Origin of the sequence: Paenibacillus sp. GbtcB18 (assembly GCF_019091125.1) — a bacterium.
Classification (GTDB): Bacteria; Bacillota; Bacilli; order Paenibacillales; family NBRC-103111; genus Paenibacillus_F; species Paenibacillus_F chitinolyticus.
Genome location: NZ_JAGXJX010000001.1, coordinates 287,463 through 310,599, shown reverse-complemented (window position 1 = coordinate 310,599; position 23,137 = coordinate 287,463). Strand labels below are relative to the sequence as shown.

19 protein-coding genes are annotated in these 23,137 nt (G+C 53.9%); 10 read left to right on the top strand and 9 right to left on the bottom strand.

Features of this window, described 5'->3' with window-relative positions; all coding sequences use genetic code 11:
* Positions 1–93 precede the first annotated feature (93 nt).
* From KVT34_RS01575 to KVT34_RS01560, 4 genes are all read right to left on the bottom strand, one after another.
* Positions 94–1,278, bottom strand: coding sequence for an ATP-binding protein (locus KVT34_RS01575; RefSeq protein WP_217556329.1), 1,185 nt, complete (start codon positions 1,276–1,278; stop codon positions 94–96).
* 46 nt (positions 1,279–1,324) lie between these two features.
* Entirely contained in the window at positions 1,325–2,194 is an 870-nt protein-coding gene (locus KVT34_RS01570) for a CheR family methyltransferase (protein WP_217556328.1), read from the bottom strand.
* Between the two features lie 85 nt (positions 2,195–2,279).
* Positions 2,280–5,957 (bottom strand): response regulator, encoded by a 3,678-nt coding sequence (locus tag KVT34_RS01565; protein ID WP_217556327.1) that lies wholly within the window; start codon positions 5,955–5,957, stop codon positions 2,280–2,282.
* A 49-nt stretch (positions 5,958–6,006) separates the two neighbouring features.
* Positions 6,007–7,146: a SpoIIE family protein phosphatase gene (locus tag KVT34_RS01560; RefSeq protein WP_217556326.1), complete on the bottom strand. Its 1,140-nt coding sequence runs from the start codon at positions 7,144–7,146 to the stop codon at positions 6,007–6,009.
* A 454-nt stretch (positions 7,147–7,600) separates the two neighbouring features.
* Here KVT34_RS01560 and KVT34_RS01555 point away from each other — a divergent pair, with 454 nt between their 5' ends.
* On the top strand, positions 7,601–8,038 hold the full coding sequence (locus tag KVT34_RS01555; protein WP_217556325.1) for a YflT domain-containing protein: 438 nt from the start codon (positions 7,601–7,603) through the stop codon (positions 8,036–8,038).
* A gap of 103 nt (positions 8,039–8,141) precedes the next feature.
* On the top strand, positions 8,142–8,306 hold the full coding sequence (locus KVT34_RS01550) for a DUF1328 domain-containing protein (RefSeq protein ID WP_042228371.1): 165 nt from the start codon (positions 8,142–8,144) through the stop codon (positions 8,304–8,306).
* A gap of 100 nt (positions 8,307–8,406) precedes the next feature.
* Here KVT34_RS01550 and KVT34_RS01545 read toward each other — a convergent pair whose 3' ends face one another.
* Positions 8,407–9,222, bottom strand: a complete 816-nt coding sequence (locus KVT34_RS01545; RefSeq protein ID WP_217556323.1) for a carbon-nitrogen family hydrolase — start codon at positions 9,220–9,222, stop codon at positions 8,407–8,409.
* Positions 9,223–9,434: 212 nt separating this feature from the next.
* On the opposite strand from KVT34_RS01545, the gene KVT34_RS01540 reads away from it, so the two are divergent.
* The 8 genes from KVT34_RS01540 (at position 9,435) to mtnB (ending at position 18,691) form a co-directional block, all read left to right on the top strand.
* A complete protein-coding gene (locus tag KVT34_RS01540; protein ID WP_217556322.1) occupies positions 9,435–10,718 on the top strand; it encodes a right-handed parallel beta-helix repeat-containing protein in 1,284 nt (427 codons plus the stop codon).
* Positions 10,719–10,830: 112 nt separating this feature from the next.
* Positions 10,831–12,087 (top strand): pyridoxal phosphate-dependent aminotransferase, encoded by a 1,257-nt coding sequence (locus KVT34_RS01535; protein WP_217556321.1) that lies wholly within the window; start codon positions 10,831–10,833, stop codon positions 12,085–12,087.
* 519 nt (positions 12,088–12,606) lie between these two features.
* Complete coding sequence (gene proB / locus KVT34_RS01530; protein WP_217556320.1) at positions 12,607–13,731, top strand: glutamate 5-kinase; 1,125 nt, start codon at positions 12,607–12,609, stop codon at positions 13,729–13,731.
* 146 nt (positions 13,732–13,877) lie between these two features.
* On the top strand, positions 13,878–15,125 hold the full coding sequence (locus KVT34_RS01525; RefSeq protein WP_217556319.1) for a glutamate-5-semialdehyde dehydrogenase: 1,248 nt from the start codon (positions 13,878–13,880) through the stop codon (positions 15,123–15,125).
* A 64-nt stretch (positions 15,126–15,189) separates the two neighbouring features.
* Entirely contained in the window at positions 15,190–16,044 is an 855-nt protein-coding gene (gene proC, locus KVT34_RS01520) for a pyrroline-5-carboxylate reductase (RefSeq protein ID WP_217556318.1), read from the top strand.
* 42 nt (positions 16,045–16,086) lie between these two features.
* Positions 16,087–17,391 carry a 2,3-diketo-5-methylthiopentyl-1-phosphate enolase gene (locus KVT34_RS01515; RefSeq protein ID WP_217556317.1) on the top strand — a complete coding sequence of 435 codons (1,305 nt, stop codon included), beginning with the start codon at positions 16,087–16,089 and terminating at the stop codon, positions 17,389–17,391.
* On the top strand, positions 17,388–18,056 hold the full coding sequence (locus KVT34_RS01510) for a 2-hydroxy-3-keto-5-methylthiopentenyl-1-phosphate phosphatase (protein WP_217556315.1): 669 nt from the start codon (positions 17,388–17,390) through the stop codon (positions 18,054–18,056). The genes KVT34_RS01515 and KVT34_RS01510 overlap by 4 nt, the downstream gene beginning before the upstream one ends.
* Entirely contained in the window at positions 18,053–18,691 is a 639-nt protein-coding gene (mtnB, locus tag KVT34_RS01505) for a methylthioribulose 1-phosphate dehydratase (protein WP_217556314.1), read from the top strand. The genes KVT34_RS01510 and mtnB overlap by 4 nt, the downstream gene beginning before the upstream one ends.
* Before the next feature lie 115 nt (positions 18,692–18,806).
* On the opposite strand, the gene KVT34_RS01500 is transcribed toward mtnB, so the two are convergent.
* The 4 genes from KVT34_RS01500 to KVT34_RS01485 form a co-directional block, all read right to left on the bottom strand.
* Positions 18,807–19,496 (bottom strand): DnaD domain-containing protein, encoded by a 690-nt coding sequence (locus KVT34_RS01500; RefSeq protein ID WP_217556313.1) that lies wholly within the window; start codon positions 19,494–19,496, stop codon positions 18,807–18,809.
* 73 nt (positions 19,497–19,569) lie between these two features.
* Complete coding sequence (gene asnS, locus KVT34_RS01495) at positions 19,570–20,865, bottom strand: asparagine--tRNA ligase (protein ID WP_217556312.1); 1,296 nt, start codon at positions 20,863–20,865, stop codon at positions 19,570–19,572.
* Between the two features lie 99 nt (positions 20,866–20,964).
* On the bottom strand, positions 20,965–22,182 hold the full coding sequence (locus tag KVT34_RS01490; protein WP_217556311.1) for an acetate/propionate family kinase: 1,218 nt from the start codon (positions 22,180–22,182) through the stop codon (positions 20,965–20,967).
* Positions 22,179–23,051: a 3-hydroxyacyl-CoA dehydrogenase family protein gene (locus tag KVT34_RS01485; RefSeq protein WP_217556310.1), complete on the bottom strand. Its 873-nt coding sequence runs from the start codon at positions 23,049–23,051 to the stop codon at positions 22,179–22,181. Before KVT34_RS01485 ends, KVT34_RS01490 begins: the two co-directional genes overlap by 4 nt.
* Positions 23,052–23,137 lie beyond the last annotated feature (86 nt).

Sequence of the window (23,137 nt, the reverse complement as noted above, 5' to 3'; positions counted from 1 at the left end):
TCTTACACCGCCTCCCCTTCCTTTGAAACAATAAAAAAAGACAACAAAAAAAGCCCCGCAAACCGCATTCTGCGCGTGTTTACGAAGCTTTTATCAAACGCGGAGTTCTTCCGCTTGTACGGTAAAAACAAATTCGGTGCCTTGGCCCTCTTCTGAGTGAACTTCCATTTTCCCGGACATGAGTTCCACAAGATTTTGGCAAATGACAAGCCCCAAGCCGGTTCCTCCGTATTTCCGTGTCATCGAAGAGTCCACCTGTGTAAAAGGCTGGAACAGCCGGTTTCTTTTCTCGGCCGGAATTCCGATCCCCGTATCGCGGACCCGGAATTGAAGAATAATCCGGCTGCTGTCCCCGGCTTTTCCCAAATTCGTCACTTGAACCTTAATGCCGCCCGTCTCCGTGAATTTAACCGCATTGCCGATCAGATTAATGAGCACCTGACGGAGCTTCAGCTCATCCCCGATGAGATGGGTTGGAACATTCTCCGCAATATCCCGTTCCAGATTGAGGTCCTTTTTGCGGCATTCGCCATAGAACAGGTCCATCGTTTCTTCCATGCAGACCTCCAAATCGAACGGCTCGGTGTTCATCTCCATTTTGGAAGATTCGAGTTTAGTGAAATCGAGAATCTGATTGATAATATGCAGCAGCGCGGCACCGCTCCGCGAAATGGTATCGGCATATTCCCGCTGTTCATCCGAAAGCTCCGTTTCCAGGAGCAGATCGGTCATCGCCATGACCCCGTTCATGGGCGTGCGGATTTCATGGCTCATCAGCGCAAGAAACTCGGATTTGGCCCGGTTGGCGGATTCCGCCGCTTCCTTAGCCGTCAGCAGTTCCTGTGTCCGCATATTCAGCAGCTCCGACTGGTGCTGGAGCTTTTTCTGAACGAGGTACAGGTTCACGAAGCCTTCGATCTTCGCTTTCAAAGTGTGAGGCACAAATGGTTTGACGATATAATCAATGGCGCCGACGGAATAAGCCGCGAAGACATGCTCCTTCTCATGGGAAGCCGCTGTAATGAAAATAATCGGGATATCCTTCGATTTCTCCCGTGATTTGATCCAACGGGCCGTCTCGAAACCGTCCATGCCCGGCATCTGAACGTCCAGGACAATTACGGCGAAATCGTCGTGCAATAAACATCGAAGGGCCTCTTCACCCGAGCCTGCTTTTACCAGATGGTAGTTTTCTTCCGCAAGAACGGCTTCAAGCGCCAGCAAATTCTCGGGCTGATCGTCTACCATCAGTATTTTAATCGGTTCATCCAAGTTCACTTCGAGAAACCCCTTCCTCCAACTCGTCTCCTCATCTAATGCAGCGTCACTGCACCTTGCGGTAAATTTTGTCGGCTGTACTGACGGCTTCGTAAGCGGACGCGTGCTTGGTGAAAGTGATCGTTTCTTTATCGCCCAAAATCAGAAACCCTGACGGTCCCAGGCTTTCGTAGATGAGCGTATGCACCTGGTTCTGGAGCTGGGTATTGAAATAAATCAATACGTTCCGGCACAAAATCACATGGAACTCGTTAAACGAGCGATCCGTAACCAGGTTATGCTGGGCAAAAACAATATTATCACGCAAAAAGGAATGAAACGTAACGGAATCCTTCGAAGCCGTATAGTATTTCGAGAAAGCTTCCTTGCCTCCGGACTGCAGGTAGTTTCTCGTATAGTCTTTCATGCTTCGCAGCGGATAGATTCCTTTTTCCGCCTTTTTAAGCACATCCTCGTTTATATCCGTCGCATAAATCCGGGTGCGGTCATAGAGCCCCTCTTCGTGCAGCAGGATCGCCATGGAGTAAACTTCCTCTCCGGTGGCGCAGCCCGCATGCCAGATGCGAATCGCCGGATACTGGCGGAGCAGGGGAACCACTTTCTGGCGGAAGCTGAGGAACACCTCGGGATCGCGGAACATCTCGGTTACGTGAATCACCAGATCCGACAGCAGGCGCTCCAGGCACTCCCGGTCGTGCAGCACCCTCTCCTGCAGGCCGGAGACGGTCGTCAGCTTCTCCGCCAGAATGCGGTGCCAGATCCTCCGCCGGATAGACGGGTACGAATAATTGCGGAAGTCGTACCCGTAAATCCGGTAAATGCCCTCGAGCAACAGACTGATCTCGATGCGTTCATGCTCGGCCTGCAGACCGGAAAAAGTCGGCAATTGATCTATAGGGTGAAAATTCGAATCCAAATTGTCTCTCTCCTTCTCCTCCGAATCGACCCCGCGGCACGTCTTAGATGGTTCTTATTCAGAGGGTTCGCATTTGCTCCTTCTCTTACTTAAACAACCAAACGCGAATTAGAGACATTAACTGATCATTATTTATCGGTTTTGTTATATAATCCGACGCGCCGGCCCGTATACACTTCTCCCGGTCATCCCGCATGGCTTTCGCGGTCAGGGCGATAATCGGAAGATTATCGAATTGCGGCATGCTGCGGATCTCTTTCATAGCCTCATAACCGTCCATTTCCGGCATCATGATATCCATCAGAACGAGATCAAGATCCGGTTCCTTTTCAAGAATGGACAAGGCTTGGCGCCCGGTCTCCGCGAACAGCACCTTCATATTGTAGCCTTCCAGCAGGTTGGATAGCGCAAACACGTTGCGGATATCGTCATCGACAAGAAGTACCTTCTTGCCGGCAAATACCGCTTCGCTGCTGTGAAGACGCTGCAGAATCCGCTTTTTCTCCTCCGGCAGGGTCTCTTCCACCCTGTGGAGGAACAGTGCCGTTTCGTCAAGAAGCCGTTCCGGCGATTTCACGTTCTTGATGATGATGGACTCCGCGTATTTCTTAAGTCTCATCTCGTCTTTCTTATCGTATTCTTTTTCCGTGTAAATAACAATCGGCAGACGGCGAAGCTCTTCCTCGGCTTTGATCCGCTCCAGCAGATCGAATGCGGACTGATCCGCTAGGCCGATATCAAGAACCATGCAGTCGAAATGCAGTTCTCTTAATTTCACGATCGCTTCATCCGCCGTTTTCGCCACTTCGATAAGGACATCGTCGTGACGGATAAGCTCGATCAGATTGTTCATTTGGACGGGATCATCCTCTACAAGCAGGAGCTTCCGCAGATTTTGATCGATGAACCCTTCCAGCTCGACAAAGGCTTGCTCCAGCACATCCTTGCTGGAAGGCTTGCGCATATAGGCTATCGCGCCCATAGAGAGCCCCTGGTGCACTTCGTCGACAACCGACATCACGTGTACCGGGATATGCCGGGTCTCGGCATTGTTCTTGAGCTGGACGAGAATCGACCAGCCGTCGACGATTGGCAGCTGGATATCCAGGATGATGCCGTCCGGTTTATACTCTTTCGCCATCTGCAGCCCGATATCTCCCTGCATCGCGACCAGAGCCTTAAATCCGCGGCTGCGGGCCATGTCGACGAGCACGTTCATAAAGTGCACGTCATCTTCCACGATCAGCAGCACTTTATCGTTCTCGGTGATGCTGCTCCGGTCGTCCTCCACCTCGCGCTGGGCGAATTTCGGAGCCGGTTTAACCGGCACGGGCGCAGGTGCCGAAAGCTGCGGCACTGCCGACGCGCCAGGAAGCGGCAGGGCCTGTCGCTCCTCTCCCGCGGCAGCCGCCTCCGCTGATCCTCCTACGCGCTCGGAATACTTCCGATGCGGGATGAACAGCGTGAACGTGCTGCCTTCCCCTTCCCGGCTGCAGATTTCGATCGTACCGCCGAGGAGGCTCGCGAGCTGCTTGGAGATGGACAACCCGAGTCCCGTTCCGCCGAACTGCCGGCTCGTCGTCCCGTCGGCCTGCTGGAACGCTTCGAAGATAATCTGCTGCTTCTCTTCGGCGATCCCGATTCCCGTATCCTTGACGGAGAAAGCAATTTGCGGCTCTCCCTCCTTGACGGGATAGACATGCAAATGCACGGAGCCCTGGGACGTGAATTTAAAGGCGTTCGACAGCAGATTCCGCAAAATCTGCTCCAGCCGCATGCTGTCCGTATAGAGCATGCGCGGAACGCCGCTGTCGGTCGTAATTTCAAAGCCCAGCGCCTTTTTGCGCGCAACTTGTTCAAACGAACGCTGGATCGTTTCCATGATATCCGGCACAAGAACATACTCGGCCTGGACCTCTACTTTACCGGCTTCTACCTTCGAAAGGTCGAGGACATCATTGATCAATTTGAGCAAATCGGAGCCGGAAGAGTGAATCGTCTCCGCGTATTCCACCTGCTTGTCGTACAGGTTGCTGTCTTTATTCTCCGCAAGCATCTGCGAAAGAATAAGCATACTGTTAAGAGGCGTACGCAGTTCATGCGACATATTGGCCAAAAATTCGGATTTGTACTTTGAAGCCATCGCCAGCTCGAACGCCTGCTTCTCCAGCGCTTCCTTGGCTTCCTCAATCTGGCGGTTAGCCAGCTCCGTTTCTTGAACCTGGATCTGGAGCTGCTTCGTTTTGCGGAGCAGCTCTTCGTTATTCTGCTCCAGCTCTTCCTGCTGGGACTGCAGCAGCTCTTCGGACGCTTTCAGCGCCTTCGTCTGCTCCTCCAACTTCTCATTGGAAGTACGCAGTTCTTCCTGCTGGGAAATGAGCTCTTCGGACTGGCTTTGCAGTTCCTCCGTCAATGCCTGCGACATGCGGAGAAGCTCCTCGACCCGTTCGCGGGAACGGATTCTTCCGATGGAAACCGCGAGATTCTCCGTCAACTGTTCCAACAGATCCAGTTCATTCTCGCTGAGCATTTTCAGTCCCGCAAATTCAACGACGGCTCCGACTTCTTCCTCGGATACGACCGGTTCGACAACCAGATATTTCGCGTCCAGCTGTCCGAAAGAAGATTGGATAGTCAAATACTTATCCACTTCGTCCTGGACCATAATCCGCCGCCCGTCGGCGGCCGCCTGGCCGACAAGACCCTGACCGAGCGCGAACTCGGGCAGTAGATTGTCCTCGGGATCTTTGTCGAACGCGTAAGCGGAGGAGAGGACAAGCCGTGTTCTCATGCCCTCCCGCTCCAACAGATACACCGCTCCGAACGTCGCGCCGATCATCCGGGACGCTTCCGAGATAAAGCGGTTCGTCAGGTCATGCATGTTGGTCTGATCCTGCAGCAGCATGCTCATATTCGCCACATTCGACTTCAGCCATGCCTGATCTTCGTTCTGCTTATTGAAGGTCCGTTCGTTGTGCATCAGTTCTTCCAGGTCGTCGGCCATCGTATTGAAAACATCGGCAACTTTGCCGAATTCGTCCGTCGTCGTCACCTCAACGCGGTATCCCGGGTCAAACCGGCCGTTACCGAAACCTTTGATCATGCCGGTCAGCAGGGCGAGCCCACGGGACAAGCTGCGCATGATCCAGTACATGATTCCCAGGCCGATCACGAGAGCGGCCACTGTCAGCACAATGGTCATGAGCAGCGTTTTGCTGTTGGAAGCTTTAAATTCGTTAATCCCTTTTTGTACGTTATCGTCCAGATACTGCGTCAAATGATCCACACTATCCGTTACCTGATCCTGATAAGTTACGCCGATATCGGTTCTCAGTTTGTTGGCTTCCACGATTTTGCCGTTTTCGTAAAGCTCGATCGCCTGATTCAGGTAGGACATAAAATTTTCGGTACTTTTGACCGTCTCATAGGTAAGCTGCTTCTCCACATCCGAATCGGCGGATTTCTGGAGAGCGTTTACCCCTTCTTTCAGCTTCTCTTTGTAAGTGTTCGCTTTAGCCAAGTTTTCTTTGGCCCCCACTTGATTGGGGTCTGTGTTAAGCAGCAGATTCGCCATATATTTGGCGATCGTATTGACGTCCGAACGGGCCGTGTAGGCCATCCGTGTCTTGTTAAAACGGTTGACAAACGCGCTATCGAGGCTCTCGTCGATACTGCTTATCCGAGTCGTCCCGATGCCCGCCAGCACGAACATCAAGATAAACAAAAGCCCGAAACCCGCCATGAGCTTTGTTGATATTTTCATATAAAACGTCCCTCTCCCCTTTATTCCTTTCTCTGTAAACGACCCATCCTCAAGGAATATCGATCCAGATCAGACAAATATCATCCATGTGATTATTTTGGACTTCTTCGTCCAGCAGTTCGTCCACTACCGCGTGAAGTCCCATATCCCCTTTTTGCTGAACGGCCGAGATAAGGCGCGTCGGCAGCTCCGTCTCGGCCTCTTCTATTTCCTCGAGAAGTCCGTCGGTATAAAGCAGAATCCGTGATTTTCCCGTGTAAGCGATCCGACCGGGCTTGATAACCATTTCCTCGAAAAATCCGACCGCACAGGTTCCGTTGGCAAGGGGAATCGCCTCACCGCTGTCGTTCATAAGAAAGCCCGGCGGGTGGCCGGCATTTACGTAGTCGATGGTTTTGTTCTTCGTATCTACCAACATATAAATCGCCGTGAAATAATAATTCAAATGATTCTGGTCGTTATGCAGCCGGTTCATATACCGGTTCAGTTCGGCAATTACAAGCTCCGGCGTCACAAATTTGGTAATCGTATCCCGAAGGACCGAGGAGATGAACATGCAGACGAGCGACGAAGAAATGCCGTGTCCCATAATGTCCAGCAGCATCACTCCGTAACGGTCTTCGTCTATGGGATACCAGTTGTACAAATCTCCCGCAAGCTCATAAGAAGGGTTGTAGTACGCTTCGATTCGGATTTTCTCGGTTTCGATCGGCAGGCTGAGTACGCTGCTCTGAACGTTTTTGGCCAATTGCAGCTCGGAACGAATCCGGTTGTCGTTCTCTTTGTGCCAGTCTTTCTCGTATTTGAGCCGCAGGGCGGATTTAATCCGGGCTACCAGCTCGATTTTGTTGATAGGCTTGGTTACGTAATCGATCGCTCCCGCTTCCAGAGCCTCCGCCAGTTTAATGGAATCTCCCATGGCCGTGATGATAATAATCGGAATGTCTTTCAGTTCTTCGATTTGCTGCAATTTTTTGCAGGCTTCGATCCCGTCGATTTCCGGCATCATCAGGTCCATCAAAATCAAATCGATTTGTAAATCCGAGGAACTCGGATTGTCGATCTTCAGCATGTCAAACAGTTCCATAGCAGAAGAAGCGCGATGCATATTAGAGTAGCCCGCGCTTTTCAATATTTTTTCGATCACAATAAGATTGACCGGATTATCGTCTACAATCATGATGCTCATTCCATGTTCTCCTTTTATAGTGGAATTCTTCTGTCCGTGATTCCTTGATCTACTTGGGAGTATTTTGTAACCAAACCGTCCGCGTCCGCTTTCTTACCGCCACATCGTGTATAGCCGAAGCGCGCCGGTCTGGGGGAATATATCGACTACCGCACACTTTGTATCCCGCCGGTATCGTGAGAGATTGCCGTGGGCCTGAAAAGAAAGGTAGCTGCATATCTATCCTATTATATAAAATATCCTCTTTAAAAGTAACCCAGAAAACGACTCTTGAATCAGGAAAGATTTGATAGTTCATATACAGGCGAATTTGTCAATAGTTTTGTTTCAGCGAAAAGGAGGGCGGTTAATAAGAGTCATGAACGACAGGCAAACAACCTGAACCACGAAGTCGCCGCGGCATCCGCAATAAGACAAGAAAGCTGCGGCTTAAACGATAAGGAGGAGAATGAACATGGAAACCAAAGTGAGACTTGCAGCTAACGAAGAACAAGCCCTGCGCGAGGTAAAAAATTTACAGGCCGAAGGGTTTAACCTGGATGAAATTTACGTGATGACTCATGATAACGACCGTACCGAAGGCGTGGCGGAAATGACGAATACGAATGAAGTCGGTGTAGCGGAGGAAGGCTTGATGACGGCCGCCGCCAACCTGTTCCGTTCGAAAGGCGATAAGCTCCGTGCCAAAATGGAATCGCTCGGCCTGAGTTCTTCCGAAGCGGATACCTATGAGAAGGAGCTAGACCGCGGAAAAATCCTTGTGATCGCTTATGCGGACCGCGACGGCGACGGCTATCCTCACGACGGACGTCTTCGCGGAGATGAAACGACACTCCCGCCTACGGGCATTTACATGAGCGGCCGCGATAACCACAACAGCAATCTGTTCTGAATAAGGCAGACAGACTGTGGCCGTGAAGCCATACTTGTACAGCCGTTAGCGTATTTCACACGACGTATTAATAAAAAAACTATCGTTTAAGGGAGGGTTTCTCATGTTAAAATGGGCTATGATTTTTCTGATCATCGCGATTGTAGCGGGTATTTTCGGATTCTTCGGAATCGTCAGCGCCGCTGCCGGTATCGCCAAAGTCCTATTCTTCCTGTTCCTCATCCTGTTCGTCATCACCCTGATAACAGGTCGAAGGTCTTCCGTCTGACGCCGGATTCCGACTTTCATCCATTAACTCTTTCCCCATTAAAAGGGAACGATAAAAACGCAGTCCTTCATTTCGAGGGACTGCGTTTTTGGCGTTCGCTTTATTCGTATACGGCAGGTCGGCGGTCGGCGAATACGGGAATTTTACCGCGTACGGAGGCCACTTCGGCCAAATCGACTTCGGCGAAAATGATTTCTTCCTCTTCCCCGCCCTCGGCCAGCACCTGGCCCCAAGGATCAATCACCATGGAATGACCGAAGAATGAGGTTCCCTTACTTTCTCCAACCCGGTTGCAGGAAACGACGATCATCTGATTCTCGATAGCACGCGCCATCAGCAGAGTACGCCAATGATGAAGCCGCGGATGCGGCCACTCGGCGGGCACGAAGAGCATCTGCGCCCCGTCCAGAGCGAGCTTGCGGGTAAGCTCCGGGAACCGGATGTCGTAACAGATTACGGCTGCGGCCGGAATCCCGTCCAGATCGAAACTGCCCCTTCGACTGCCGGCGGCAAGGCTTAAATGCTCGTCCATCAGCTGGAACAGATGAATTTTGGAATATTCGAGAATCTCTTCGCCGTTCCGGTTAAATCCGTAAACGGTGTTTTTAACTTCCTCGCCCTTCTTCTCCGCTACGGAGCCTCCGATGATATGTACCCCATGCTCTTTGGCAAAAGAGCCGAGCATGTCCCGGGTTATACGGCCCTCCGGATCGGCAAGCTCATGAATCCGGTCCAGGGCATACCCCGTGTTCCACATTTCGGGAAGCACGATAATGTCCGGTTTTTGCGCGCCGCCGACCGCTTCCAGAAGAAGCTGCTCTACTTTCCGTCGGTTTATTTCCGGCTCTCCGATTGTAATATCCATTTGAATAAGCGCAAGACGGACTTTATTCGGAACCGATTGCTGATTATCCACCTGAGCACCTCCTAATTTTAGTCTGCCGGGTAAGTCAGTCTGCTTTTATGATAGAGGATCGCCCCTCATAGATCAAATCTTTTCTTCCAGTCCCAACTAGGGTAAAAAGGGAACCAAACTCTCTTTCGTCAAACCATTGGAAGGAAAATCCTGGTCCCGCGGCGAATTTCATGTTCAACCATCCAATCAAGTAGCGATAAGGAGAGATACCTATGAATTCGTCCCGTCCTCTCAGCAGAAGAAAGCTGCTCGCCGCACTCGGCGCGGCTGGAGCCGTTATGGCTGCCGGTTCGCTTCCTTCCGCGGTCAAAGCGCGCGGAGCGGAGACGCTTATCCATAACGTCAAAGAATACGGCGCCCTGGGGCAGGGCTCCTACGGCGACACGGACTCCGCCGGGATTCAGAGCGCCGTTCACGCAGCCGCCCAGACCGGCGGCATCGTCTACATACCCGCGGGCCGGTATATCCTGACCAAGCCGGTTCAGCTGAAAAGCGGCATACGGATTATGGGAGCGGGGATCAGTCAGACGACTCTGACGGCTACCGCCGGCTGCGCTTTCACCTCCCTGCCGCCCGCATCGGATATCGAAATCGCCAGCCTCTCCTTCCACGGCGGTAGTGCGCCCGGAGCTGTCGCTTCACCAGTCGAAGACAGCATCATTTCTCTGCTGCAAGCGAGCCATGTCAGCATCACGGACTGCCGCTTTTTCACCTTGTCAAGTCCGATCTTACTCAGAAACTGCCACTCGTGCCGGGTGGATCACTGCGACTTCGAGCTTATTCTGGGCAATATACCGGGTAAACCGCATTACGGCACCGGCATTTACTGCAGCGGGGGCGAAGGCCACACCTTTTTCCGCAACACATTCAAGAGCGTAACGAACACAGCCGTGTATCTGGACGGAGGTTGTTCCCGGTCGGTGATCCAGTCCAATGACGTCACCTACATCGACCAGTACGCCTTCCTCGTTCAATCCGATCAGGCAGCCGAACCTGCCGCACGGAATGATATTATTTACAACCGGATCACCAATCTGGATGCCGCCAAATCGGGGATAACCGCCATTCTGCTGAAACGCAATGTCTCCGGCTGTACCGTTTCCCACAATGAGATCACCAGTCTCGACGGGGACGGCATCCGATTGGAAGGCGATCAGGAGTCCGGCAAACTCCAACCCGCGGACCATACCCTTCAAGGCAATGTGCTGAAAGGAATCAAAGGAAACGGCATCGTGATCAGCAACGCGGTCCGTGCATCGGTTCACGGCGGAACGTTCCGCAATTTGGGCGCAAGCGGCATTCACATCGAATCGAGAGGAGAAACCGGTTCCCGCGAAACCGCGGCCAGCGGCAATCTGTTCAGCGGCTGTAAAACAGCCGGAATCCGGATTTCCGGCAAGAAAAGCACAGGCAGCCTGCTCTTCGGCAACGGAGGAACCGGCAACGGGCAGAACGTTCTCGACGAAGGAACGGGAACCGTCAAAGACAGCTTTTAAACGGACAATTCCGAGTGGTATACATCCTTTTGAAATCATGATAAAGTAGGGGTAAATTTAGGATCACACCGGGTTTATCCCTAACGGATCAGCATGATGGAGGCAGTAAATCATGAACGAAAACCTACAAACCGGCCGGTCCGCTCAGCCGGATCATAGCCAGGCCCCCTCAACGAACGCGCCCGTAAGACCTTTGCAGATCGAAGCGGCCAGCCGTATGGCAAGCCTGCCTTCGCAGTTTTTTGCGGGACTCGTCAAAAAAGCCAATGCCCAAATCGCCCAGGGGCACGATGTCATCAATCTCGGACAAGGGAATCCCGATCGTCCCACCCCTTCCCATATCGTAAAATCTCTTCAGGAATCCGCGGAGAACCCGCTGTACCACAAGTATCCGCCCTTCAGCGGGTACGGCTTCCTGAAAGAAGCGATTGCCGCACGCTATCGGGAAGATTACGGCGTCACCCTGGACCCGGAGACGGAAGTGGCGATTCTATTCGGCGGCAAAACCGGACTCGTCGAAATCAGCCAGTGCCTGCTGAATCCCGGAGACGTCTGCCTCGTGCCGGACCCGGGCTATCCCGATTACTGGTCGGGTGTAGCGCTTGCCGGCGCCGAAATGGCCTTCATGCCTTTGCGTGAAGACAACGCCTTCCTGCCGGATTACGGATCGTTGTCCGAAAACGACGTAAGACGCGCCAAGCTCATGTTCATCAACTATCCGAACAACCCGACCGCTTCTACGGCTTCCGAAGCCTTCTACGACGAAACGATCGCTTTCGCCGCGAAGAACGGGATTGTCGTGGCCAGCGATTTCGCTTACGGCGCAATCGGGTTCGACGGCGGCAGGCCCGTCAGTTTCCTCGAACGGCCGGGGGCCAAGGAAGTCGGCGTAGAGTTTTATACGCTTTCCAAAACCTATAACATGGCCGGGTGGAGGGTCGGATTCGCGCTGGGCAACCCGGACATTATCCGCATCATCAATCTCATGCAGGATCATATGTACGTCTCCCTGTTCGGCGGGATACAAGCCGCTGCGGCCACCGCTTTGACCGCTCCCCAGGACTGCGTGCACGAGCTTAGAGCCGTCTACGAAAGCCGCCGCAATGCGCTTTTCGGCGCGCTGAACGAAATCGGCTGGGAAGCCAAGCCTTCACAGGGGTCCTTCTTCGCCTGGCTTCCCGTGCCCCGCAAATACAGTTCGGCGGAATTTGCCGATCTGTTGCTGAACGAAGCCAAAGTCGTCGTGGCACCCGGCATCGGGTTCGGCACACACGGCGAAGGGTACGTCCGACTCGGATTACTGACGGGTGAAGAACGCCTGCAAGAAGCCGTCCGGCGCATCGGCAAGCTTCATCTGTTCGACAAGTGACAAGTAATCCGCAATAATCCGCCGAAACGGATCGGGTTCTCCTTCCCGGAGAACCCTTCTTTACAACCGGCGGCACGCGTGCTATCCTAGTAAGAAAACATCGAACGTTGTGATGGGAATAGTAAGGATCACCCGCTTTGCTTCAGAGAAAAGCTCCCCGGCTGAAAGAGCTTTGCAGCAGTTTTCCCGAACCCGCCCCGGAACGGTCAGCGACGAGCTGAACAGTCCCCTGCTGTTATCAGGGACAGAGATGGATGTGCATCTCGATCGGACTTTGTTTATGTATGGCCCCTGTTCTCAAATGGTGCCGGCAGGTCCGCTCGGACGGCGCGTCAACCGAAGGTGGTACCGCGGAAGCCCAGGCTTTCGTCCTTTACGAGGACGAGAGCCTTTTTTGCATTCTTTCATGCGGCTCTTCCCTGCCGTCCGGCCCGCGTTCTTTTGAAGAAGGCACAGCAAGACCGGAACCAATCGTAAATTAGACGGTCGTACGGACCGTTTTCCTAAGGAAGTGAAAATATGCAGCAGCGAATCGTTGTAAAAATAGGAAGCAGCTCGCTTACCTCGGATGCCGGAGGATTAAACCCGGCTCCAATCGCCTATTTTGCCGCCGAACTCGCCCGGCTTCAGCAAAACGGCTTCGAAGTCGTGCTCGTCACATCGGGAGCCGTGGCGGCAGGCTTCTCTTTCCTCGGCTATAAAACAAGGCCGAAGCTGCTTCACGAAAAGCAGGCGGCCGCTTCCGTCGGTCAGGCGCTGCTCATGCGCGCTTATCAGGAAGCTTTTCACCAACACGGTATCGGCGCTGCCCAGATCCTGCTGACCCGGGACGATTTCACGAGCCGCAAGCGGGTCTCCAATGCGACCGCAACGATGGAAGAGCTGCTCCGGCGCGGCTTTATTCCGATTATCAACGAGAACGACACCGTGTCGGTCGATGAGATCAAATTCGGAGATAACGATACGTTGTCGGCTCTCGTAGCCAATCTGCTCAAAGCGGGGCAACTGATCATCATTACGGATACAGACGGCTTGTATACGGACGACCCACGCAAAAACAAAGACGCGCGCCGGATCGAGCGTGTCGATGAAATCAGCGACGAGCTTTACCGGATCGCCGGCGGGTCCGGCAGCTCCGTAGGCACCGGCGGCATGCGCTCCAAAATCGAAGCGGCCCGCATCGCCATGCGCGGGGGGATTCCCGTCTTCGTCGGACGCGCCACGGAACCGCATGATCTGAAGCTGGCCGCTGAAGGGAACGGCCGGGGGACGTATTTCTCCGCCGCCGACCATACGCTGTCCATCAAAAAGCAGTGGGTCGGGTTTCACTCCGTTCCACAGGGCAAAGTAACCGTCGACCAAGGCGCGGAGAATGCTCTCCTGTCCGGAGGCAAAAGTCTGCTGCCTGCGGGCGTCACCGCCGTCGAAGGCGATTTCCACCCCGGCGATGTAATCGAGGTGCGCGGCGAAGACGGTTCCGTGATCGGGCGCGGCGTCGCCAATTACGTGGCTTGGCAGCTCCAAGCCGTTATGGGACTGGGCACCGGGGAAATCCAGCGTAGAGTCGAGGTTCCCCGCATCGAGGTCATTCACCGGGATGAGTGGGTCACGCTTCAAGCTTACCGCGCTTCGCAAAACACGTGATATCTGCGGCGATCCCTTGCCTTTATAGGGCATCTGCCGTAAGGCGGAAAAAATCCCGGAACGCCGGATTGCAGAATTGCAGGATTCGGCTCCGTTGTTTTTATTGAAAAATGAAATCCAATTCGATTAGCTAAGGAGTGAGCCTCATGAGTGAAGTCAGACAAAAAGCAACCATCGCGAAAGAAGCTTCTTCCCGTCTCGGCAACTTAACCACCGGTCAGAAGAATACCGCTCTCTTAAGAATGGCGGAGGCCCTGGTCGCCGAGCAAGACTCCATTATCGCAGCCAACGCCGAGGATCTGAAGCGGGGCGCCGATACCGGCCTTAGCACTTCTCTGCTGGACCGGCTGGCCCTCACGCCCGAGCGGATCAAAAGTATGGCCGAAGGACTCCGCCAGATCATCGAGCTGCCCGATCCGATCGGCGATCAGCTCGAATCGTTTGCCCGGCCCAACGGTCTGCGCGTCGAGAAAATCCGCGTGCCGCTCGGTGTCATCGGCATGATTTACGAAGCCCGCCCGAATGTGACCGTCGACGCCGCCGGACTTTGCCTCAAAACGGGAAATGCGGTCGTTTTGCGCGGTGGCTCTTCAGCGCTGCGCTCCAATGAACGGATCGTAGAAGTGCTGCAAACCGCGCTGGCAGGCACGGACGTTCCTCCGGGCGCCCTGCAGCTTATCTCCGATCCCGACCGGGCCTCGGTTGATGAAATGCTTAAGCTGAACGGACTGCTTGACGTGCTCATTCCCAGAGGCGGAGCTTCTCTCATTCAAAACGTGGTCAAAAACGCGACAGTGCCCGTTATTGAAACTGGAGCCGGGATCTGCCACACGTTCGTCGACGAATCGGCGAAACCCGAGATGGCGGAGAAGATTGCCATCAACGCGAAAGTGCAGCGCCCCTCCGTCTGCAATTCGATGGAAACGCTGCTCGTACACCGCAGCCACGCCGAGCAACATCTGTCCGCCTTGGTCGGAAAGCTGTCCGCTCTGGGTGTCGAGCTGTACGGCTGCCCGCAATCCCGCGAGCTGGCCCCGCAAATTAAAACGGCGGCCGACGAAGCCTGGGATACCGAGTACAACGACTATGTCCTGAATGTCAAAGTCGTGGACTCCCTGGATGAGGCTCTCGCTCATATCCGTCATCACGGAACCATGCACTCCGAATGTATCGTGACGGAGAACGAAGCTCACGCATCCCGCTTCCTGCAGGAAGTCGATGCGGCCGCCGTTTATCACAACGCCTCCACCCGCTTCACGGACGGTTTCGAATTCGGCTTCGGAGCGGAAATCGGCATCAGCACACAAAAGCTTCATGCGAGAGGCCCGATGGGACTTCCCGCATTGACTTCCACCAAATACAGAATTTATGGCGACGGCCAAATCCGGGAATAATTCCATGAATAAAGAGATCCGTTCCGCGAAGGAACGGGTCTTCACATACAGGAGAGTGAGACTTGTGAACAGCATAATCCACACTAAACGCATCGCTTTTATCGGTGCAGGCTCCATGGCTGAGGCTGTTTTGCGCGGCCTCATCGAACGGGGAATCACGACGCCCGGGCAAGTTTTTGCATCCAACCGGCAAAATGAAGAACGGCTGCAAGAGCTGAGAGAGCGGTACGGCGTCGAAGCGAGCTGTGATCCGGCGGTCAAAAGAGAACGTATCTCGTCCGCAGACATCGTCGTGCTCTGCATGAAGCCCAAAGACGTGGAAGCTTCGTTCGATGAGCTTAAACCGATGCTTAACGGCAGCCAGCTTCTCGTGTCCGTCATCGCCGGGCTGACGATCCGCAAAATCGAAATTTTGCTGGATACCCAAATGCCGGTCGTACGGACCATGCCCAACACTTCGTCGACCATCGGCCTTGGCGCAACCGGCATGAGCTTCTCCGAAAATGTGTCCGAGGAGCAGCAGGAGCTCGCGACGAAAATGTTCGAAGCCGTCGGAATGGTGACGGCCGTTCCTGAAGATTACTTAGAAATCGTAACCGGACTTTCCGGAAGCGGTCCCGCTTATGTATACTATTTTATGGAGGCCTTAATTCAGGCGGGCATCGCGGGCGGACTCGACGAGAACGAAGCGCGCCGGCTCACCATGCAGACACTGCTCGGAGCCGTTCACATGGTGGAACGTACGGGAGAAGAACCCGCGGAGCTCCGACGCAAAGTGACTTCCCCGAACGGTTCGACCTTAGCCGCTCTGCAGACGCTGGAACGCTACAAGTTCCCGGAAGCCGTAGCCGCCGCTGTTTTCAGCTCCGCAAAACGCGCAAAGGAAATGGGCGCAGAAATCGCTCCCCATATCCGTTAAGGCGTTCTGCCTCCTATTCTTTTCTTAAGCAGGTGATATGTTGTGAGTTCCTACTGTTTGGCGACTTACCGCTGTTATGACGATACAGCCGATTTTAACAAAAAAGCGCAGGGGATCGCGGTCGGTCTGACCGTAGGAAGCTGGACCGCTCTGCCGGAAGCCCGCAAAGCCCAGATGCAGCAGCATCTGGGTCATGTAGTCTCCGTCGACGTCCGCGAAGCCGGGGAAGTTTCACCCGAATCCAGACGTTACGCGGACATCCGTATCGCCTATCCCGATGTGAATTTCAGCCGGGACCTTCCCGCCCTGCTTGTCACCGTTTTCGGCAAGCTGTCCATGGACGGGAAAATCAAACTGACCGACCTGTCCTTTTCGGAGTCGTTTCTTTCGGCTTTTGCCGGTCCCAAATTCGGTCTTCAAGGCGTAAGAGAGCTGCTCGGCGTACACGACCGGCCGCTTCTGATGAGCATTTTCAAATCCGTCATCGGCCAGGATCTAGAGGGACTAAGGGAACAGTTCTACGCGCAGGCGGCAGGCGGCGTCGATCTCATTAAAGACGACGAGATTTTGTTCGAGAACCCGCTTACCCCTATCGAGAAAAGGGTAGCCGTCTGCATGGAAGCGTCACGCCGCGCATACGAAGTGACGGGACAGAAGCTGCTCTACGCGACGAATCTGACCGGCCCGACGTCCAAGCTGGCCGATCAGGCGAAGAAAGCGATCCAGGCCGGGGCGAACGCGCTTTTGTTCAATGTGCTCGCTTACGGATTCGATACGCTGTGCGAGCTCAGCGCCGACCCGGACATCTCCGTGCCGATTATGGCGCATCCCGCTATGGCCGGTGCGTTCTATCCTTCTCCGGAGTACGGCATTTCCGCCTCCCTGCTGCTCGGTAAGCTGATGCGGGTAGCCGGGGCCGATCTCGTCCTGTTCCCTTCCCCGTACGGCTCCGTCGTGATGCCGCGTGAAGAGAACCTGGCGATTAAACAGGTCCTGCTTACAGAGAACCTCGAGCAGGACTATCTGTATCGGCATTCCGCGGCGGAAGGCCCTGAACGTGAGCCGTCCGCTTCCGCACACGTAAGCGCAGCGCTTAAAACAAGCTTCCCCGTCCCTTCGGCCGGAATCCATCCCGGACTTGTTCCGCTCATCCTGCGTGATTTCGGCACGGATGTCGTGGTTAACGCCGGCGGCGGGATTCATGGCCATCCCATGGGCGCCATTGCCGGCGGACAAGCTTTCCGGCAGGCGATCCGCGCGACGCTGGACGGGAAACCGCTCCAGGAAGCCGCTCAGCAGCATCCGGAATTGAAAGCCGCAATCGAAGCCTGGGGGGTTAAATCTTGAGTACCCGACAAAAGATCGTGTTCTGTGATTTCGACGGCACGATTACCGTTAGCGACAACATCGTAGCGATTATGAAACATTTCGATCCGCCCGGCTGGGAAGCGATCGTGAAACGTCTCGTGGAAGAAAGGGCGATCTCCGTCAGACACGCGGTCGGCGAAATGTTCCGGCTGCTCCCTTCTTCCCGTCAACAAGAAGTAATCGAGTTTGCCATCTCGAATGCGGTCATCCGCGAAGGCTTTTCCGATTTCGTCGCCTATTGCAAACAAAACGGCATCAAACTGCTCGTGACAAGCGGCGGGATCGACTTTTTCGTCTATCCGCTCCTGGAATCGTTTGATATCCCACGTGAGCATATTTACTGCAACGGAAGTTCATTTGAAGGCGAAACCATCGAAATTTTGTGGCCGCACGCCTGTGACGAGCACTGCGGAGCGGACTGCGGAATGTGCAAAACGTCGATTATCCGTTCCTATCCCGCAGACGACTATGAGCGCATTCTTATCGGGGACAGCGTAACCGATTTTGAGGGAGCGAAGCTGGTGGAGAACGTCTATGCCCGCTCTCATCTTATTGAGCTTTGCGAGGAACTGAAGCTGCCTTACGTGCCTTTCGAAACGTTCCACGATATTATCCGCGACCTGGAGGCGACGATACAAGCATGACCGAATTGACCTTGGAGCAAAAACAGCACGCGTATGACGAACTGCGCGAGATCAAAGCAAATCTGGCAGCCCGGGGCTGGTTTCCGGCTACCAGCGGAAATCTGTCCGTACGCGTCGGCGAGTTCACCCCGGAGAACTTCACGTTTGCCGTGACATCCAGCGGGAAAGACAAGTCCCTCCAATCGCCGGAAGACTTCCTTCTCGTCAATGAAAAGGGAACACCGGTCGAGGCGACCCGTTTGAAACCTTCCGCCGAAACCCTGATCCACTGTGAAATTTACAAGTATACGGGTGCAGGCGCCATTTTACATGTGCATACCATGTTCAACAACCTGGCCTCCGAACTGTACGGCGAGGAAGGTTTTATCCCGGTAGAGGGTATCGAAATCATTAAAGCGCTCAACATTTGGGAAGAAGATGCCACTATCCGAATTCCCGTCCTGCCGAATTACGCCGACATTCCGAAAATCGCCGAGCTGGTGCAGGGCGCCATTGTTCCGCGCATTCCGGGGATCGTGCTGCGCAAGCACGGGATTTACGCCTGGGGCGCAAGCGTGGCCGAAGCCAAGCGGCATCTGGAGGCATTCGAATTCATGTTCGAATATGTATACCGCTGGCACCTTCTAAAAAAATAAGACGTGTTCGCCCTAACAACACGCAAAAACCCCCGAAGGAATCTCATGAAGAGAATCCAATCGGGGGTTTCTTGTTTAGCGGGGCGGACTGTTCTGTAAGAACGAGTGGACCGGACTAGCGGTTGCCTCTGAACTTCTGCGTAAATTCTTTCGCCTGCTCCACTGTCGTAATCCGGTTCCGGCTCCATTCCAGCAAAATGCGGTCCACATAGCGGAAATGGACTTTGCCCGCGAAAACGGCCTCTTTGAGGGCGGCCAGCACAAGCTCTTCCTTGTAGCCGTCCCTATCCAGCCAGCTCGTTATCGTTTCCAGCTCCATCGGAGTCAAAGGCCGGGCAAATTCCGCTTCGAAGATCGAATAGACGTCCTTTTCCCGTCCGGGCTGTGCTTCCGTCTTCTGGGCCTCCGCCTGCCTGGCCGCTTTCTGAAGGAGGTCTTCCGCATAGCAGCCCGCGATTTTTTCGTACATCGGCCTCAAATTGTACCGCTCGTACTGGATATCCGACACGCTGTCGATTTCCTGCTCAATCCGGAGCACACCGCTGTTCACAAGCTTTTGAATCGCTTCGATCACTTGATCCTGCGGAGCAGTCATCCGGTCTTGAATCTCATCGTGCGTCGGGAAATCTTTCTTTTCATTCTCCTGGAAAGCCAGGATATGAATAAGCAGCATGGCTTCAAGTTCGGACAGCTTCATCCGGTGATAATACCTCAAAAGCAGATGCGGAACGGCCACGGTTCCTGCTGTCATACCTGCAAGGAGAGCCCGCTCTACCCGCTTGCGATCGTTATCGTTCGGTTTCAAATCCATCCTCCTCTATCCTATTCGGCCGGTTGCCCGGCCAGCCCGTAAGTGCGGGACGTGTCCCATCCGGGTATTACGGGTAAAGACGGTAAAGCAGACGCGGGAACGGAATCGTCTCACGCACATGCTCCAGACCGCAGATCCAGGCGACCGTGCGCTCCAGACCGAGTCCGAATCCGGAATGCGGAACCGTGCCGTATTTGCGCAGATCCATATACCACTGGTACGCTTCGGAAGACAGCTCGTGTTCCTTGAAGCGCTCTTCCATCAGCTCCGGATCGTCGATCCGCTGGCTTCCTCCGATAATCTCGCCATACCCTTCGGGTGCGATCATATCGGCGCAGAGCACGACTTCCGGACGGTTCGGGTCCGGTTTCATGTAGAAGGCTTTAATGCCCGTCGGATAATGCGTAATGAAGACGGGCTTCTCGTACTTCTCGGCGATAGCCGTTTCATGAGGAGCGCCGAAGTCTTCTCCCCAAGGGAATTCATGGCCATTGTCCTGCAGGAACTGAACCGCTTCATCGTATGTGATGCGAGGGAACGGAGCCTGGATTTTCTCCAGCTTGGAGATATCGCGGCCCAACGTCTCAAGCTCGCTGCGGCAGTTTTTCAGAACGGTTTGAACCACATGGGAAACGAACTGCTCCTGTACGCGAAGGCTCTCTTCGTGATCGACAAACGCCATTTCAGGCTCGATCATCCAGAACTCTATCAGGTGACGGCGCGTTTTGGACTTCTCCGCACGGAAAGTTGGCCCGAAGGAGTACACTTTCCCCAGCGCCATAGCGGCGGCTTCCATGTAAAGCTGACCGCTTTGGGTCAAATAAGCGTCTTCATCGAAATATTTCGTATGAAATAAATTCGTCGTCCCCTCGCAGGAGGATGGCGTCAAAATCGGCGGGTCGACAAGCTGAAAGCCCTTGTCATCGAAAAACTGCTGAATCGCACGGATAATCTCCGCGCGGATAACGAGAATGGCGCGCTGACGCGGAGCACGCAGCCACAGGTGGCGGTGATCCATCAAGAAATCGACGCCGTGTTCCTTCGGCGTAATCGGATAATCCTGGGTAATCTGAATTATTTCCACGCCTTCAACCGTCAGTTCATACCCGCTCTTGCTGCGCGGTTCTTCGCGAACCGAGCCCGTCACGTAAAGCGAGCTTTCCTGGGTTAATTTCGAAGCGGCTTCCCAGACTTCCTCGCTCACTTCGCTTTTTACGACAACCGCCTGAATAAAGCCGGTTCCGTCACGCAGCTGCAAAAATTGAATTTTGCCGCTCTTGCGTTTGTTGTGCAGCCAGCATCCGATTCTTACGGATTCGCCGACATGGTCCTTGACTTCATGAATCGTACTCACACTGCTCATCTAACGTCTTCCTCCTTGGGTTGACATGGAAAGACGGCTCTATGGCCGTCTTCTCCCATCCACCTATTGTACTATAAACCAGTGGTAAAAAAAATCATTTTACCGCTTCGCTTCGTTCAGTCCGTTCACCAGTTCAAACGTATCCCGCGCGATCATCCACTCTTCGTTCGTCGGAATGACCAGCACCTCTACCTTCGAATCGTCCGTCGAGATACGCTTCTCGATTCCCCATCCGTTAATGTTGCGCTCGGAGTCGAGTTCAAGACCGAGATAGGACAATCCCTCACATACCGCTTTGCGCAAAATAACGGAATTTTCGCCTACGCCGGCGGTAAAAATCAATACATCTATGCCGTTCATCGCCGCCGCATAAGAACCGATAAATTTACGCAGCCTGTACGTATACATGTCGAACGCCAGCTTCGCGTTTTTGTCGCCGCTGTCCATCGCTTCCGTAATTTCACGCATATCGCTGCTCAGTCCGGATATGGCCTGCAGCCCGCTGTGCTTGTTCAGCATGGAGTTCACTTCATTGAGGGATAAGTCCTCTTTGCCCATCGCGAATGTGACGACTGCCGGATCGAGATCTCCGCTCCGCGTTCCCATCATCAAGCCTTCAAGCGGGGTAAGCCCCATGCTCGTATCCACGGATTTGCCGCCTTGAATAGCCGTGCAGCTTGCGCCGTTCCCGATATGGGCCGACACGATTTTAAGCTCTTCCAGCGGACGGTCCAGGAACCGGGCGGCACGCTCGCTCACATATTGGTGAGAGGTGCCGTGGAAGCCGTAGCGCCGGACTTTATGTTTGCTGTACCAGATTTTCGGAATCGCGTACATGTAAGCGTGAGAAGGCATCGTCTGGTGGAAAGCCGTGTCGAAAACGACCACCTGAGGCACGTCGCCCATGTTCGCTTCGACGGCGTTAATCCCCAGCATGTGAGCAGGGTTATGGAGCGGCGCCAAGTCGAACAAGCGCTTGATCTCCTTCTTCACTTCGTCCGTGACGACTACCGAGGAAGAAAACGCTTCCCCTCCATGTACGATACGGTGACCCACCGCATCGATTTCATTCACCGACTTTAAAACCCCGTGCTCTTTATGGACGAGCTTATCCAGCACTTTTTTGATCGCCGTCGTATGCTCGAGAATTTCGCTGACCTCACGGACCTCGGTCTTTCCTTCCGGCTCGTGGGTGAGAATGGCCGAATCCAGCCCGATCCGCTCTACGCGGCCTTTAGCCAGTACGCTCTCATCCTTCATATTGTACAACTGATATTTGACCGATGAGCTTCCTGCATTAATGACGAGAATATTCACATTCTGTCACCTTCCTTATCGTACCGGAAAAATCCTTCGCCGGTTTTAACGCCCAAATGTCCGGCATGCACCATCTGCTTCAGCAGGAAGGACGGACGGTACTTCAATTCGCCGAATTCACGGAACATCCGGTCCAGCGCGGCCAGCACCGAGTCCAGTCCGAAGCGGTCCGCCATTTCAAGAGGCCCGTGCCGGAACTCGTAGCCTTTGCGCATCGCGAGGTCGATATCTTCCGCCGAAGCCACACGCTCGGCGAGCGTATGAACCGCTTCGTTAATGAGCAGGCAGATAAGCCGGGACGTGACAAAACCGGGCGACTCGTACACCTTGATCGCCGTTTTCTGAATCACATCTTCCACAAAGCGGCGTGTCAGCATGTACGTGTCTTCCGAGGTTTTCAGACCGCGGATAATTTCGACAAGGTCGATTTTCGCAACCGGATGAATAAAATGAAGGCCGATCACACGCTCCGGATGCTTCGTAGAAGCGCCCAGTTCCGTAAGACTGAGCGTGGACGTATTGGAAGCCAGAATCAGATCCGGGCCGCAAATTTCGTCCAGCTTCCGGAACAAGCTCTTTTTAAGATCCAGATCTTCCGAAATCGTCTCAATCACCATATGGCAGGAAGGAAGCTCTTTCAGATCCGTCGTTTTATGAATGCGAGATAGAACCAGCTTCTTCTCCGCACCGGTAATAGCCCATTTCTCCAGCTGTTTATCCAGACTCAGCTCAATCATGGCCCAAGAATGTTCCATTCGTTCGTTATCTTTCTCCACCAGGACAACTTCAAGGCCTTTGGCCGCCAACATCTCGGCTATCCCCTGCCCCATCGTTCCTCCACCGATAACACCTATCTTTTTATATTGCATCCCTATTCTCCTCTTCGTCCGTTAATCTAGGGTTGTCGATTTTTATATCTCTTTTCAAGTCCATCATACACCGTTTTCATGCCTTT

What these genes read in the sequence shown, in the direction of transcription:
- KVT34_RS01565 (WP_217556327.1), bottom strand. Translation starts at nt 5,957, where the DNA reads ATGAAAATATCAACAAAGCTCATGGCGGGTTTCGGGCTTTTGTTTATC.
- KVT34_RS01560 (WP_217556326.1), bottom strand. Translation starts at nt 7,146, where the DNA reads ATGAGCATCATGATTGTAGACGATAATCCGGTCAATCTTATTGTGATC.
- KVT34_RS01555 (WP_217556325.1), top strand. Translation starts at nt 7,601, where the DNA reads ATGGAAACCAAAGTGAGACTTGCAGCTAACGAAGAACAAGCCCTGCGC.
- KVT34_RS01550 (WP_042228371.1), top strand. Translation starts at nt 8,142, where the DNA reads ATGTTAAAATGGGCTATGATTTTTCTGATCATCGCGATTGTAGCGGGT.
- KVT34_RS01540 (WP_217556322.1), top strand. Translation starts at nt 9,435, where the DNA reads ATGAATTCGTCCCGTCCTCTCAGCAGAAGAAAGCTGCTCGCCGCACTC.
- KVT34_RS01535 (WP_217556321.1), top strand. Translation starts at nt 10,831, where the DNA reads ATGAACGAAAACCTACAAACCGGCCGGTCCGCTCAGCCGGATCATAGC.
- proB (WP_217556320.1), top strand. Translation starts at nt 12,607, where the DNA reads ATGCAGCAGCGAATCGTTGTAAAAATAGGAAGCAGCTCGCTTACCTCG.
- KVT34_RS01525 (WP_217556319.1), top strand. Translation starts at nt 13,878, where the DNA reads ATGAGTGAAGTCAGACAAAAAGCAACCATCGCGAAAGAAGCTTCTTCC.
- mtnB (WP_217556314.1), top strand. Translation starts at nt 18,053, where the DNA reads ATGACCGAATTGACCTTGGAGCAAAAACAGCACGCGTATGACGAACTG.
- asnS (WP_217556312.1), bottom strand. Translation starts at nt 20,865, where the DNA reads ATGAGCAGTGTGAGTACGATTCATGAAGTCAAGGACCATGTCGGCGAA.
- KVT34_RS01485 (WP_217556310.1), bottom strand. Translation starts at nt 23,051, where the DNA reads ATGCAATATAAAAAGATAGGTGTTATCGGTGGAGGAACGATGGGGCAG.